The organism is Bradyrhizobium sp. SZCCHNRI3043 (assembly GCF_032377735.1).
GTDB lineage: Bacteria > Pseudomonadota > Alphaproteobacteria > Rhizobiales > Xanthobacteraceae > Bradyrhizobium.
In genome coordinates this window covers 319,047-332,230 of record NZ_JAUHID010000001.1, presented here as the reverse complement: position 1 = coordinate 332,230, position 13,184 = coordinate 319,047, and the positions used below count along the sequence as shown (strand labels likewise).

Genomic DNA, 13,184 nt, shown 5'->3' with positions numbered 1-13,184 from the left:
ATCACGGCCTATGATTAAAATCATCTACAAACGAACCTCGCCGGCGAGGATCCGCGCATGGAGATCCCGATCGAGCGGGCAATAGGCACCCGTCCCGGCGTCCCGCACGTAGAGCGGCTCGTGCACGATCGACGGATCGAAGCCGTCGCGCATCAGCTCCTGCTTCTTCTGCTTGAATGTTTCGGTCGACTGCAGCGACGACGTGATGCGGAGCGCCACCGGCCGCGCATAGGGCGGTAACCGGCAGGCAAGTTCTACGGAGAGGCGATCGAGATCGAAGCTCTCGCCGACAACGAGCGCCGCCATGCCGGCGCGTCCATCGCAGCCCGGCACGACGACCCCATAGGTCGATGCTTCCAACACGCCGGGACATTGCAGGATCGCCTCGTTCACCTCGCTGGTCGCGACGTTCTCGCCCTTCCAGCGGAAGGTGTCGCCGACGCGATCGACGAAATAGAAGAAGCCTTGGTCATCCTGGCGCATCAGGTCGCCGGTGCGGAACCAGGCATCGCCCTTCGCGAAGACGTCGCGCAGGATCTTCTTCTCGGTCTCGCCCGTGTCGGTATAGCCCTCGAAGCGGCCGCCTCCCTGGTCCGCCGTACCGATGCGGCCAATGGCCTCGCCGATCTCGCCGCGCGCGCAGACCAGGCACCGCCCATCGGGTCCGCGCAAGGGTGCGCGCTGGTCGGCGTCCAGCTTGATGATTTCGGCGGGGAAGCGATGCGCAAGCAGCGACGGCACGCGCCCGATCGATCCCACCCTGCCCTCGACATTGTAGAGTGAGAAGTTGCCTTCGGTCGCGGCATAGAATTCCAGCACCTGGGGGATGGCGAAGCGCGCCTGGAACGCCTCCCAGACGTCACCGCGCATTCCGTTGCCGCAGGCGAGCCGCAGCCGATGGGCGCGGTCGAAATCGGACGGCGCGGCGGCCAGCAGATAGCGGCAGAGCTCGCCGATATATTGCACCAGCGTGCAATCGTGACGAACGATGTCGCGCCAGAACTTGCTCGCCGAGAATTTCTCGGCGAGCACCGCCGCACCGCCGGCGCGCAGCATGCTGCAGGGCGCGACGATGCCGCCGACGGAATGATAGACAGGCAGACAGTCATAAAGGCGATCGTCGGGACCTGCACCGGTGAGGCCAGCAAACCAGCCGCCCCAGTTCATGATGCGGCGATGGCTGATGCTGGCGGCCTTGGGCAGGCCCGTCGTGCCGGAGGTGTAGATCAGCAGCGCGCGGTCGTTGATCGTCACGGCGCGGCGCTCAGTTGCGTCGAGCGCGCGCGTATCCATCGCGGCGACCGCGACGTCGAGATCGCCGCCGTCGGCAACCCAGACACGCGGCCCGCCCGCGATCACCGGCGCAACCTCCGTATAGGCTTCGTGGAAGTCCTTGGAGACGATCACATGGACTGGCCGAGCCACATTGATGCAATGCGCGAGCGACGGTCCGATCAGATTGGTGTTGATGAGCGCAACCACGCCGCCGACGCGGCTGACCCCAAGCCAGGCGGCCAGGTAGTCGGGTCGGCTCGGCATCATCAAAGCGACCGTGTGGCCAGGCCCGATGCCGTTGGCCAGCGCCCAGCGGGCGTATCGGTTGATGCGCGCAGACAGGGCGGAATAGCTCAGCGTCTCGCGATCGGAGACGAGCGCCGGCCGTTCGGGCTGCTTCGCAGCCCAGTCGTCCACCACGTCGGCGAACAGCCGCGCCGGCTCTGCCTCGATGCGCGAGGTCAGCTCGATCGCCTTCAGCCAGATCTTTGCCGCCGACGGCCTTCGAGGGGACGTGCTGAGTTCCACAGATCGATCCGACTGCCCGGAGTTCATGAACGCCCTCACCCCAATTCGGCGTGCTTATAGGCCGGGTGGCCTGACCAGCCGTTAACCGGGAGGGTTAACCGGCCGAGAGTGCGTCGCTGTTGATGCGAATGCGATCCTTTACGAAGTTCTCGGAAATGCCGGTTAGCGTACCGCTCCCAGAACATGCCAACGCGAAGGCCGGCATGCCCAAGGACACGATGACACGACGCGCATTGCTGCGCTGCGCCGCCTGGAGCAGCGTTGCAGCCATGACTTCGACCACGGCGTTCGCCGGAGTTGATGCGCCCTATCCGGCTCAGCCTGTCACCTGGGTCATTCCGTTTGCTCCGGGTGGGGCCACCGGCCGGCTGTCGCTCTTGATCTGCGACCGGCTGACCCGCCGACTGGGCCAGCCCTTCGTGCTCGATCACCGGCCGGGTGCGGGCGGCGCGACCGCCACCAAGAACGTCGCGAGCGCTCCGCCGGACGGTTACACGATCCTTGCGACCTCGACCGCCAACGTCATCACGGCCTCGATCGACGGCTCGCCGAGCGCCGACGGAGGTCTCACGCCGGTCGCCGGCATGGCGCGCATGCCGCTGCTGCTGTTGGTCAGCCGGCAGCTGCCAGTCAAGACGCTGCCCGAATTCCTGGCCTATGCCAAGGCCAACCCGGGCACGCTCAGCGTCGGCTCCGCCGGCCCCAGCACCGTGCAACTGCTGTCGGCCGAGCTGTTCCGGACCCTCGGCGGCATCACCTGGTCCACCGTGCACTATCGTGGCTCGGGGCCGGCCTTGACTGACCTCGCCTCCGGCCACATCCACGCGATGTTCGACAACGCCGCTTCCGCCGTCGACCTGTTGCGCAGCGGCAAGGTCCGGGCGCTGGCGGTGTCGACCCGCGAGCGCGCCGCCGCCTTCCCCGATCTGCCGCCGGTCGCCGACGTGCTGCCGGCGTTCGAAACCTCCGGCTTCTATGGCGTCGCAGTGCCGCACGGCACGCCGGAAGCCATCGTCGAGCTGCTCAACCGCGAGATCAACGCCGCGCTGGCCGATCCCGACATCAGCAGGCAGTTCGCGGAGGTCGGCGCCACGCCGCTCACCGGCGACGTCGGCGTCTATGCCGCGACCTACCGCGCCGAGATCATGCACTGGCGCAAGCTGGTCCCGCAGGTGAGCGCGAAGAACTGACCTCCGCGCCCGCAACCCGCCTGCCTCAAGCCGCCGCGACGCCCTGCAGCACCAGCCGGTTGAGCCGGGCCGCGAACGCGGCCGGATCCTCCGGCAGTTCGCCGTCGAGAATCTGCGCCTGCTCCAGCAGCAGGAACGACAGGTCGTCGACCTTGGCCTTGTCGGCGGCGGCCTTCGCGACCGCCACGACCAGCGGATGGCGCAGATTGATCTCGAGGATCGGCTTGGTGCGGGCGCCGCGCGCCTGCTGCGACAGGATGCGCTCCAGCTCGCGGTCGGGACCATGGCTGCCGGCGACCAGACACGAGGCGCTGGTCGTGAGCCGGGTCGAGACCTTCACGTCGGTGACGTGGTCGCCGAGGCTTGCCTTGATCAGTGCGATCGTGTTGGCCTCGTCGGCGGCCGGCTGTGCCTCGTCCTCGGGCTTCGGCTCGGTCACCGGGATCGGATCGAAGTTGATGTCGCCCTGGCTCAGCGACTTCAGCGGCTTGCCGTCATATTCGAGCCTCGCCGAGGTCCAGAACGCATCGACCGGATCGGTGAGCAGCAGCACCTCGACGCCGCGCGCCTTGGCGGCCTCGAGCCGCGGATTGGACTTCAGCCGCTCGATGCTGTCACCGACCAGGAAATAGATCTCGGTCTGATTCTCCTTGAGCCCCTCGACATACTGCTTCAGCGAGCGCTTCTCGCCTGATGTCGTGGTGAAGCGCGCCAGGGCCAGCAGCTTGTCGCGGCGCTCGAAATCCTCGTACAGGCCTTCCTTGATGACGGCGCCGAACGAATCCCAGACCTTGTCGAAGTTCTCGGCGTCCTTGTCGGCGAGTTGCTCCAATTCGCTGATCACCCGCGTCGTCACCGCCTTGCGAATCTGGGCCAGCTGCGGATTGTTCTGCAGCATCTCGCGCGACAAATTGAGCGGCAGGTCCTCGCTGTCGATCACGCCGCGGATGAAGCGCAGATAGGCCGGCATCAGGTCGGCGTCGTCGGTGATGAAGACGCGCCGGACATAGAGCTTGACCTTGCCCTTGCGCGCCGGCTCGAACAGGTCGAACGGCTTGGTCGACGGCGCGAACAGCAGCACCGCATAGGAATAGCGGCCCTCGGCGCGGTAGTGCAGCGTCATTGCCGGCTCGTCGAACGCGTGCGCAATCGACTTGTAGGCCTTGCTGTAATCCTCGGACGTCAGCTCGGACTTCGAGCGCTGCCATAGGGCGCTGGCGGAGTTGATCTGGCGCGGCTCGCCCTCCTCCGGCACCAGCATGATCGGGAACTGGATGTTGTCGGAATAGGCGGTGACGATGCGCTCGATCTCATAAGCTTCGAGATACTTCCTGGCGTCGTCCTTGAGGTGCAACACGATCTCCGTGCCGCGCGCCACCCGCTTGGCGTCCTCCTCGGACGCGGGCGCGACCTCGAAGCCGGCGCCGCCGGAGGAGGTCCAGGTCCAGACGTCATTCTCGCCGGCGCGCCGGCTGATGACGACGATGCGGTCGGCGACCATGAAGGCCGAGTAGAAGCCGACGCCGAACTGGCCGATCAGGCCGGTGCCGTCCTTGGCCTCGGCCAGCTTCTGCACGAACGCCTTGGTGCCGGAGCGGGCGATGGTGCCGAGATGGTCGATCAGTTCCTGGCGCTCCATGCCGATGCCGCTGTCGGCGATGGTCAGCGTATCCGCCGCCTTGTTCGGAATGATGCGGATCTGCGGCGGCTCGCCCTCGCCGATCAGGTCGGGCCTGGCGATCGCCTCGTAACGCAGCTTGTCACAGGCGTCGGAGGCGTTCGAAATCAGCTCGCGCAGGAAAATGTCGGTCTCGGAATAGACCGAATGCACCATCAGATGGAGCAGCTCGGAGACTTCGGCCTGGAAGGAATGGCTAACGGTCGCGGTGTCGGTCATCGTCGTGCGTTGGCCCATGCTATCAGGGGTGGAGAGAGACCGTCGATATAGCGCGGCGGCGGCACCGATCAAGCCTTTCGGCCGGGGGGATCATCGAGCGATCGTTCGGCGGCCGCGAGCAGCTTGTCGATGACCGTGTCGAGGGTCGCGATCTCGGCGGCCGAAAGCACGCTCAGCAGCTCGGCCTCGCGCGCCAGCGCATGGGGCACGATTCTGCGGTACAGCGCCCTGCCGGCGGCCGTCAGCGCTACGATCCGCTCCCGTCCATCCGCGGGATCGCGGCTGCGGCTGACGATGCCGCGTGCCTCCAGGCTCTGCATGGCGCGGCTGACGTTCATCTTGTCGAGCGTCGTCAGCCGGCCAATCTCCTTGGTCGGCAACCGCGGCTGCTCGCCGAGCGCCGCCAGGATCCGCCATTCCTGGCGCGACAGCGCGAACCGGTCGGCATAGACCTCCGCCACCGCCAGCGACACCTGCTCGGCGAGGCGGGCCAGCCGATAGGGAAAATAGCGCTGCAGTCTGAGCTCGCGCTCGGTGGTCCCCTCGCCGTCCCTCCGGTCCCGCATCTCGCTGGCCAGCTTCGTCATCGCGTCCTCTGCCCTCATCCGTTCCAGGCGCTCGCCCCTGGCGACCTCAATCCGATCCCAATCGGGTTGATCTGGATCAAAGCGACCAGATCGTATCATCCGTTACCATCTTGCCAACCACGAACATGGGAGGACAATCATGCAGATCGAGAAGATCCATCACGTCGCCTATCGCTGCGCCGACGCCAAGGCCACCGTCGACTTCTACAAGAAGGTCCTCAACATGGACCTGCTCGGCGCCATCGCCGAGGACAAGGTGCCCTCGACCAAGGCGCCAGATCCGTACATGCACATCTTCCTCGATGCCGGGAACGGCAACATCCTCGCCTTCTTCGAGCTGCCGAACTCGCCGCCAATGGGGCGCGATCCCAACACCCCGGAATGGACCCAGCACATCGCCTTCCAGGTCAAGGACATGGCGGAGCTCGAGGAAGCGAAGGCGCGCGCGGAGACCGCCGGCCTCGACGTCGTCGGGATCACTGACCACACCATCTTCAAGTCGATCTATTTCCATGATCCGAGCGGCCACCGGCTGGAGATCGCGGCCTGGACCGCGACGCCCGACCAGATCGCGCGGATGAAGTCGGTCGCCCACGCCATGGTGGACGAATGGGCGACCACCAAGAAGCCGCCGCGGCACACCGCCTGGATGCACGAGAAGGAATTCGCAGGCAGCGACTGAGCGATTGCTCGTCCCGACAGTCCCGACCGCAACGCGCCAGGCGAGGCAGCCATGAGCAACTATGTCTATCCGCGATTTCCCTACGTCTGCTCGGCGGAGCAGCGCGGCGGCGAGACCCGCCGCCATCCGATCGTCGTGATCGGCGCCGGGCCGATCGGCCTGACGGCGGCGCTCGATCTCGCCGCCCGCGGCCAGCCCGTCGTCGTGCTCGATGACAACGATACCGTCAGCATCGGCTCCCGCGCCGTGTGCTACGCCAAACGCCCGCTCGAGATCTGGGATCGGCTCGGTTGCGCCGCGCCGATGGTCGAGAAGGGCGTCAGTTGGAACATCGGCAAGGTTTTCTTCCGCGACCAGCTCTCTTATCAATTCGATTTGCTGCCCGAGCCCGACCATCGCTGGCCGGCAATGATCAACCTGCAACAATACTATCTCGAGGAGATTCTGGTCGATGTCTGCAACAGGACGCCGCTGATCGACCTGCGCTGGAAGCATCGGCTGGTCAGCCTCAAGCAGACCGACGACTGCGCTGATCTCGCGGTGGAGACGCCGGACGGCATCTTCACCATGGAGGCGCAATGGGTGATCGCCTGCGACGGCGCCAATTCTGACACCCGGCGCATGGTCGGCGCTGAGTTCAAGGGCCAGTTCTTCCAGGACCGCTTTTTGATCGCCGATGTCAGGATGAAGGCGGAGTATCCGACCGAGCGCTGGTTCTGGTTCGATCCGCCGTTCCATCCGGGCCAGTCGGTCCTGCTGCATCGCCAGTCCGACAACATCTGGCGCATCGACTTCCAGCTCGGCTGGGACGCCAATCCGGACGAGGAGAAGAAGCCCGAGCGCGTGATCCCGCGCATCCGGGCCATGCTCGGCGAGACCACCGAATTCGAGTTGGAATGGGTGTCGATCTATCAGTTCGCCTGCCGCCGGATCGACAATTTCCGTCACGGCCGCGTCCTCTTCGCGGGCGATGCGGCGCACCAGGTGTCGCCGTTCGGCGCCCGCGGCGCCAACACCGGCGTGCAGGACATCGACAACCTCGCCTGGAAGCTGGCGCTGGTGCTGCGCGGCGAGGCGCCGGAGAGCCTGATCGACAGCTATCACGAGGAGCGCGCCTTTGCCGCCGACGACAATATCCTGAACTCGACACGGGCGACCGACTTCATCACGCCGAAGACGCAAGCCAGCCGCCTTTATCGCGACGCCGTGCTCGACCTCGCACAGAACCACAGCTTTGCGCGGCCGCTGGTCAACAGCGGCCGGCTGTCGACGCCGACACCCTATGTCGCGTCGTTGCTGAACACGCCTGACGGCGGGAGCGTCCCCGGGGCGATGACGCCTGGCACCAATGCCGCCGATGCGCCGGTGACGATCGTGGGACAGCCCGGCTGGTTGCTGAACTGCCTCGGCTCGGGCTTCACGGTGGTCACCTTCGAGCCCGCCGTGACGGCCGAGCAGCTCAGCATCGACGGCATCACGGCGCGGGTGATCGTCGTCGGCCGCGACATCGCTGATGCCAAGGGCCTGCTCGCGGCACGATACGGTGCCTCGCCCGGCACGACCTATCTGTTCCGTCCCGATCAATATGTCACCGCCCGCTGGCCGCAGTTTGACGAGAACGCGATCACGGAGGCGGTCCGGCGCGCCTGCGGCAGGCGCGGCGCGGTCCAGCAGGAGCTTGCGGCATGAGCCTGACCCTCCCCCCGAACATCAGCGATCCCGACGACTTCTATGCCGAGCTGATCGGCGGCCAGCGCGACCTCAGCGAGGACGAGGCCCTGCGCATGAACGCCAGGCTGGTGCTGCTGCTCGCCAACCATATCGGTGACCGCGCGATCCTGAGCGAGGCGATCCGGCTGGCAAGGTCGCCCGCCGGCTGATGCAGGCCACAACACGCCACATCGGCAGCCGGCTTTGATCCGGATCAAAGCCGCTTCTCCGCATTTTGCGGCAGACAGAGAGACCAGCCGGCGAGTCGTGCGCCGGCGCAGAGTCCGCTCGCTTGCGCACATTGCGGCTCCCGATCCGATCCCGGTCGGTTTCATTGTGACAACATCATAATGTCACGCCACCTTCACTGAAGGCCTCTACGTCTTCGCCTCGTTCCACAACGGCACGGGGATTCGCATGTCGCGCTACTACAAGACGCTGCAGACGCAGCGCTTCGACGACTATCGCTACTATCATCAGAGCCGGATCAATCAGACGCTGCACCTGATCAGCGCCGTGATCTTCCTCGTGTGCTATGCGCTGCTGTTCAAGGATCCGGCGATGGCCGGCCTGGTCGGCTGGCTCGCGATGCTGACGCGGCAGACCGGGCACTTCTTCTTCGAACCGAACGGCTATGACCACGTCAACGGCGTCAGCAACGACTACAAGGAGGCGGTCAAGGTCGGCTACAATCAGACCCGCAAGATCGTGCTGCTGACGGTGTGGGGTCTGGTGCCGGTGGCGCTGTTCGCGTTTCCGACGCTGTTCGGCCTGTTCGCCGAGCCGGCCAGCCGGATGGACTTCGTCCGCCACGTCGGCCTGCTCTGGCTCGCGGTCGGCATCGGCGGCGGTCTGTTTCGCGTTATCCAGCTGTTTGCAATGCAGGATGTCTCGACGGGCCTGATCTGGGCCTTCAAGGTGCTGACCGACCCGTTCCACAACATTGCGCTGTATTGGAAGTCGCCGCTGGCGCTGCTGCGCGGCGAGCTCATCGATCCGACCATCAAGGACGCCTCGCATTGGGGCGCCGCCGAGGACGAGGCCGAAGAAGCTGCGCATCTCACCTGATCGCGAGTTCCCGCCGCCGGCCGGTCCTGCGGCGGGAGTTCTCGAACAGAGGGGCTGCAACAACATGGAACAACTCTCCTGCTACGCCGTTGCGGCCTCAGTGCTGGCGGCCTTCAGGAGCTCCCCATGTGTGACTACAGCCTCCATACTGTTGCTTCCCGCGATGCCAAAACTGCCGACGTGCTGGTCTCCTGTCGATTTCCCGGCACGGAGACCCGCGGCTTCTGCACCAAGGACGACCCGTTGACCGCCGTCTGCCTGCGGCCGGGCACGGAGCTCGCCTTCGAAGACGATGTCCGCATCAAGGGCTTCTTCTTCCGCCGCAAGGTCGGCGCCCATCTCGCCCGCTTCCGCCAGGTCGACACCAACAAGCCGACCGAACATCACGATGCGCTCGAATTCTCCAATGGCCGAATCGTCAAGGTCACCGACCTCGCCACCGGCCAGCGCGCCCGCGTGCTGCAGATGCCGGCCGATCCGGCCGCCAGGCGCACGACGGCACCGCTCACGATCGAGCTGCGGGCGACGCAGCTCTGAAGGCTTCGACATTGACTTCGACATGGACGATGTCGGCGCCGCGGCGCTGGCGTCGCCCATGACCAATCGAAATGCTCGGCTCATCGAACGCGATGCGTTGCGGGAGTGAGGTCTTGCTGCGGATATCATCGACATGCGTCGTCGCATTCCCGCGGCCCGTCGGACCCGAGTGATACGGCAGTCGTCCCTCTGAAAATGAGAGGGCACGGGGAAGGCCGGGTGTTGACCGCGGCCCATGGCCCGCCTGCAACAAGAAAAGCAGGCGGCAGTCACCACAGGTCGGGCCTGACAACCGGCCTCCCCCGCGCGATCGGTTTTAACGGTGTCCTTCGTGCTCTCCCTGGGGATCGGCTTTCTTGCCCCCATCGCCCGCGCGTGCCGTCAAGCAACGCTTGCGGACTTGACCTCAGCGTCGAGAGGCCAGGACCACACGACTTCGCCGTCCGCGCCGGACTGCGCTCGTCTGGCACAGCCGTCACGTCCATCGCAGCCCACCTCCACGTTCGTGACGACGCGTACGTCCCTCTGCACGAGGCGGGATGGGAGGAGATAAGCGTTATTTCGGAAAAATAGCAAGAGCAATTTCGCGAAATCCGCAAGCGCCCATCGAGCAGGGGCGGTGCGCTCCCCTTCCCCTTGCGGGGAGGGGAGCGCACGACGGGGCCGGCGCAGAAGGCGGAGGCTCGGGAAGCGCAGTCCGACGAATGCCTGGTTCAATCCGGCAGGTTCGTGAACCGCGGCCGCCAGACGCCGAGGATGACGTTCACGGTGGCGACGCCGAGCATGACCCAGATCGCGCCTTGCTCGGTGCCGAAGTTGGGCTGCAGCGTCGCCGGATCGATCTGGCCGGCAACGGCGCGCGCGGCCTCGTCGGCCGCTTCCTGCATCGGTCCCTGCACGGCGGCAAAGCCCCATTCGAAGACGAGGATGCCGGAAGCGAGCTTGGCGAGCGCCCAGCCGGCGCTCTCCGGCCTCAGGACGGTGAGGCCGTCCGCGGAGCAGGCTCCGGCTTCTGCACCGCCGTGGTGCCGGTGCCGCCCTGCCCGACGCGGAACAGTTGGATGTAGCTGCCGAGATAGAGCGGTGTGAGGCCGGCGACCGGCTGCTCAGGGAGCGGCGGGTCGAGCAGCAGAACGGCATCGAAGTGCGACCGCCAGCCGGCCAGATAGCGCGCGAGCGGCAACACGTCGGCCGACGGCGTGTCCGGCTGCAGCCAGCGCCACGCGGCGGGCTCGGCCAGCGGCTGCGCAAGGCGCGCGAAAGAGGGACGGACCGCCACGGGCTGCTGGCTCGGATGGGCGAACATCAGCGGCCAGAACGCCCGTCGCTCGATCACGAGCAGCGCCGCCATATGGGAATCGACATAGCGGAATCCGGGCAGGATCCGCTCGCGCCGGCTGGAGACGGGCTGCTCATGGCCATGCGCGGCGATGACGCGCGCGCCGGGCTGCACATGCGCGATCGCCGCACGCAGTTCGGCGAGGTCGACCCTGTGATCGATCCATGCCGATGCGATGTCCACGGTCCGAATCAGCGTCAGGCCCGCGAGGACGATGCCGACGAGCGCCGCCTTCCTGCCGGACACGACCGGCTGCAGGCCGGCGAACAGCAGCAGGCCGCACATCGCGGCAAAGCGCATATCGATGAACGTTCCGCCCAGCGCGCTCCATGGCGCCGCGACGAAGGCGACGAACAGCGCCGCCAGCGCCAGCGGCATGCCCGGCGCGACGACGATCTGGCGCCGGACGAGGATCAACACCGAGAGCACCGCGACGGTCGTTATGACCGTCAGCTCGGCACTGGTGGTCAGGAACGGCGTCATGATGCGCCACAGCTTCGGCGGTCCGATCCAGGCGCCGAGCTGCAGCCCGCCCTCACCCAGCGGACAGAGCCCGTAGAGCAGCACGGCCGGGCTGAGCGTGATGCCGAGCGCGCAGGCGACGACCACCAGCTCCCGTGCAAGGCCGGGCGACCGGCGCAGCCGCCACAGCCGATCGGCCTCTCCAGCGCCGATCAGGACCGCGAAGAACAGCAGGCCGAAGATGTGGCAGAGGAAGGCGGCCGCCGCGGCGATGGCCCCCCACGCGATCGCGGGCAGCCAGCCGCGACGGCGCAGCGCCACCCAGCCGGCGGCGCCGCCGAGCGCGAGACCAAGCGAGAGCTGGAAATTCATGAAGCCGAGCAGGAAGACGCCGTCATAGGCGATGATGCCGGCCGCCAGCGGCCACAACGACAAGCGGCCGAACACCGCGCGGTGATAGGCGATCACGCCAAAGAGCGGCGCGAACAGGCTGAGCGCGAGCAGGATGCGGCCGCCGACATGAACGTCGGTGAAGCGCAGCAGCGCCACGCCGATCACATCCATGCCGAGATTGGGCAGGACGCGCCAGTTCGGCGCGTACATCTGCGACAGCACGGGATCGTCGGGATGCGCCAGCACGAACAGGCGCGCGAGGTGGTTCGGATAGTCGAGCACCGGCGGCACATCGACCAGCAGGAACGGCAGCGCGAGCACGATGGCGAGCACGAGCGCCAGCACGGCCCAGAGCCGCTGCATGTGGCTGGCGGTGGACGCGAACGCCGGATCGTGCAGACCCGGGAGAGTATCTGAATGCAGGATGAGGCCGGCCGGCGCGATGGCGCCGGTCACCGACGAGCACGATTGCGAACGCATTGAGGTACCCCACTCCGCCCGGGATACTTCGATACCATCCGATCAAAGACTGCAAGACGCTCAAATACAACCTTATGGTTGTGCCTAATGCCCCGTTACTTTACGGGGGTTCGTGGAACCAGCGGCTCAGGCGATCGCCTGGAGATAACGCCGCACCGAGCGATCGAACGCCGCCTTCGCATCGTCGCCGATGTTCTTCTGCCACCACGCGCCGTAGATGCGGTCGAAGGCGAGCGGCGCGACCGCATCGGCGATGCGGCGCACGGCGGCGGCGCCGAGCGGGATGTAGTTCGGATAGGAGTACATGAAGCTGACGTGGCGGCGATCCATCGCCACCATCGCGATGTCACCGGTCAACAGCGCGCCCTTGCCGTCGGCACCTTTGCGCCAATGCAGGATGGTGGCGCCGGCGAAATGCCCGCCGGTCCGCAGCAGCACGACGTCATCCGAGATGGCGAGGCGATCGCCCGTCCATGGCACGATGGCCGGATGCGGCCGGGTGACGAAGGCGCGGTCGTCGTCATGAAGATAGACCGGCGCGTTGCCGAATGCCTCGCTCCAATCGGCGACCGCGCCATAGTAGTGCGGATGCGACACCGCGATGGCCTTCAGGCCGCCCAATGAGCGGACGCGGGCAATGGCTGCCTCCGTCGCCAAGGGAATGCAGTCCCACATCACGCAGCCATCCGGCTCGGGAACGAGCAGCGCGCGCTGACCGATCGCAAAGCTGGGATCCAAAGCGAGGCCGGTCAGGCCGTCATCCTCGCGCCAGATGACCTGATGCCGGCCAGCAAGGTCGTCGCGGCTGAGGAAGCTCTGTCCCTTCCAGTTCACATATTGCCGCTCGTCCTCGCAGACGACGCAATGGCCGGGCGGCGCCTTCGTATCGGGAAACTGCGCGCCGCATTGAAAGCAGGTCCAGAGAGGCATGGATCACCGGTCGTCGAGATGGGATTGCGGAGGATAGCACGCGGACCATCCCGGAACACCGTCGCGCGCGGCTTCGTGATTGCCTAGTGTCGCCGGACGCCCGACA

At 66.4% G+C, this 13,184-nt stretch carries 12 protein-coding genes; 6 read left to right on the top strand and 6 right to left on the bottom strand.

The window, feature by feature from the left end; genetic code table 11:
* Positions 1-24 precede the first annotated feature (24 nt).
* A complete protein-coding gene (locus QX124_RS01555; protein WP_315795891.1) occupies positions 25-1,830 on the bottom strand; it encodes a long-chain-acyl-CoA synthetase in 1,806 nt (601 codons plus the stop codon).
* A 176-nt stretch (positions 1,831-2,006) separates the two neighbouring features.
* Between QX124_RS01555 and QX124_RS01550 the strand changes: the two genes are divergently transcribed.
* Positions 2,007-2,993, top strand: coding sequence for a tripartite tricarboxylate transporter substrate binding protein (locus tag QX124_RS01550; protein WP_315795889.1), 987 nt, complete (start codon positions 2,007-2,009; stop codon positions 2,991-2,993).
* A 25-nt stretch (positions 2,994-3,018) separates the two neighbouring features.
* Here QX124_RS01550 and htpG read toward each other — a convergent pair whose 3' ends face one another.
* Both htpG and QX124_RS01540 read right to left on the bottom strand, forming a co-directional pair.
* The gene (htpG, locus tag QX124_RS01545; protein WP_315795887.1) at positions 3,019-4,890 is read right to left on the bottom strand and encodes a molecular chaperone HtpG; all 1,872 of its coding nucleotides are present in this window, start codon (positions 4,888-4,890) and stop codon (positions 3,019-3,021) included.
* A 68-nt stretch (positions 4,891-4,958) separates the two neighbouring features.
* Positions 4,959-5,477: a MarR family winged helix-turn-helix transcriptional regulator gene (locus QX124_RS01540; RefSeq protein ID WP_315795886.1), complete on the bottom strand. Its 519-nt coding sequence runs from the start codon at positions 5,475-5,477 to the stop codon at positions 4,959-4,961.
* Positions 5,478-5,616: 139 nt separating this feature from the next.
* Here QX124_RS01540 and QX124_RS01535 point away from each other — a divergent pair, with 139 nt between their 5' ends.
* The 5 genes from QX124_RS01535 (at position 5,617) to QX124_RS01515 (ending at position 9,474) form a co-directional block, all read left to right on the top strand.
* Positions 5,617-6,159 carry a VOC family protein gene (locus QX124_RS01535; protein WP_315795884.1) on the top strand — a complete coding sequence of 181 codons (543 nt, stop codon included), beginning with the start codon at positions 5,617-5,619 and terminating at the stop codon, positions 6,157-6,159.
* 51 nt (positions 6,160-6,210) lie between these two features.
* Positions 6,211-7,848, top strand: a complete 1,638-nt coding sequence (locus tag QX124_RS01530) for an FAD-dependent oxidoreductase (RefSeq protein ID WP_315795881.1) — start codon at positions 6,211-6,213, stop codon at positions 7,846-7,848.
* On the top strand, positions 7,845-8,039 hold the full coding sequence (locus QX124_RS01525; protein WP_315795879.1) for a DUF2783 domain-containing protein: 195 nt from the start codon (positions 7,845-7,847) through the stop codon (positions 8,037-8,039). The genes QX124_RS01530 and QX124_RS01525 overlap by 4 nt, the downstream gene beginning before the upstream one ends.
* Positions 8,040-8,286: 247 nt before the next feature.
* Positions 8,287-8,937: an Mpo1-like protein gene (locus tag QX124_RS01520; protein WP_315777682.1), complete on the top strand. Its 651-nt coding sequence runs from the start codon at positions 8,287-8,289 to the stop codon at positions 8,935-8,937.
* A gap of 126 nt (positions 8,938-9,063) precedes the next feature.
* On the top strand, positions 9,064-9,474 hold the full coding sequence (locus QX124_RS01515; RefSeq protein WP_315795877.1) for a hypothetical protein: 411 nt from the start codon (positions 9,064-9,066) through the stop codon (positions 9,472-9,474).
* Positions 9,475-10,187: 713 nt separating this feature from the next.
* Here QX124_RS01515 and QX124_RS01510 read toward each other — a convergent pair.
* From QX124_RS01510 to QX124_RS01500, 3 genes are all read right to left on the bottom strand, one after another.
* Positions 10,188-10,361, bottom strand: a complete 174-nt coding sequence (locus QX124_RS01510; protein WP_315736421.1) for a hypothetical protein — start codon at positions 10,359-10,361, stop codon at positions 10,188-10,190.
* An 86-nt stretch (positions 10,362-10,447) separates the two neighbouring features.
* On the bottom strand, positions 10,448-12,148 hold the full coding sequence (locus QX124_RS01505; protein WP_315795874.1) for a hypothetical protein: 1,701 nt from the start codon (positions 12,146-12,148) through the stop codon (positions 10,448-10,450).
* A 126-nt stretch (positions 12,149-12,274) separates the two neighbouring features.
* Positions 12,275-13,078, bottom strand: a complete 804-nt coding sequence (locus QX124_RS01500; protein ID WP_315795872.1) for an MBL fold metallo-hydrolase — start codon at positions 13,076-13,078, stop codon at positions 12,275-12,277.
* Positions 13,079-13,184 lie beyond the last annotated feature (106 nt).

Bases quoted from the DNA above. Each gene is read 5' to 3' on its own strand.
- QX124_RS01555 (WP_315795891.1), bottom strand. From the start codon at position 1,830: ATGAACTCCGGGCAGTCGGATCGATCTGTGGAACTCAGCACGTCCCCT.
- QX124_RS01550 (WP_315795889.1), top strand. From the start codon at position 2,007: ATGCCCAAGGACACGATGACACGACGCGCATTGCTGCGCTGCGCCGCC.
- htpG (WP_315795887.1), bottom strand. From the start codon at position 4,890: ATGACCGACACCGCGACCGTTAGCCATTCCTTCCAGGCCGAAGTCTCC.
- QX124_RS01540 (WP_315795886.1), bottom strand. From the start codon at position 5,477: ATGACGAAGCTGGCCAGCGAGATGCGGGACCGGAGGGACGGCGAGGGG.
- QX124_RS01535 (WP_315795884.1), top strand. From the start codon at position 5,617: ATGCAGATCGAGAAGATCCATCACGTCGCCTATCGCTGCGCCGACGCC.
- QX124_RS01530 (WP_315795881.1), top strand. From the start codon at position 6,211: ATGAGCAACTATGTCTATCCGCGATTTCCCTACGTCTGCTCGGCGGAG.
- QX124_RS01525 (WP_315795879.1), top strand. From the start codon at position 7,845: ATGAGCCTGACCCTCCCCCCGAACATCAGCGATCCCGACGACTTCTAT.
- QX124_RS01520 (WP_315777682.1), top strand. From the start codon at position 8,287: ATGTCGCGCTACTACAAGACGCTGCAGACGCAGCGCTTCGACGACTAT.
- QX124_RS01515 (WP_315795877.1), top strand. From the start codon at position 9,064: ATGTGTGACTACAGCCTCCATACTGTTGCTTCCCGCGATGCCAAAACT.
- QX124_RS01510 (WP_315736421.1), bottom strand. From the start codon at position 10,361: ATGCAGGAAGCGGCCGACGAGGCCGCGCGCGCCGTTGCCGGCCAGATC.
- QX124_RS01505 (WP_315795874.1), bottom strand. From the start codon at position 12,148: ATGCGTTCGCAATCGTGCTCGTCGGTGACCGGCGCCATCGCGCCGGCC.
- QX124_RS01500 (WP_315795872.1), bottom strand. From the start codon at position 13,078: ATGCCTCTCTGGACCTGCTTTCAATGCGGCGCGCAGTTTCCCGATACG.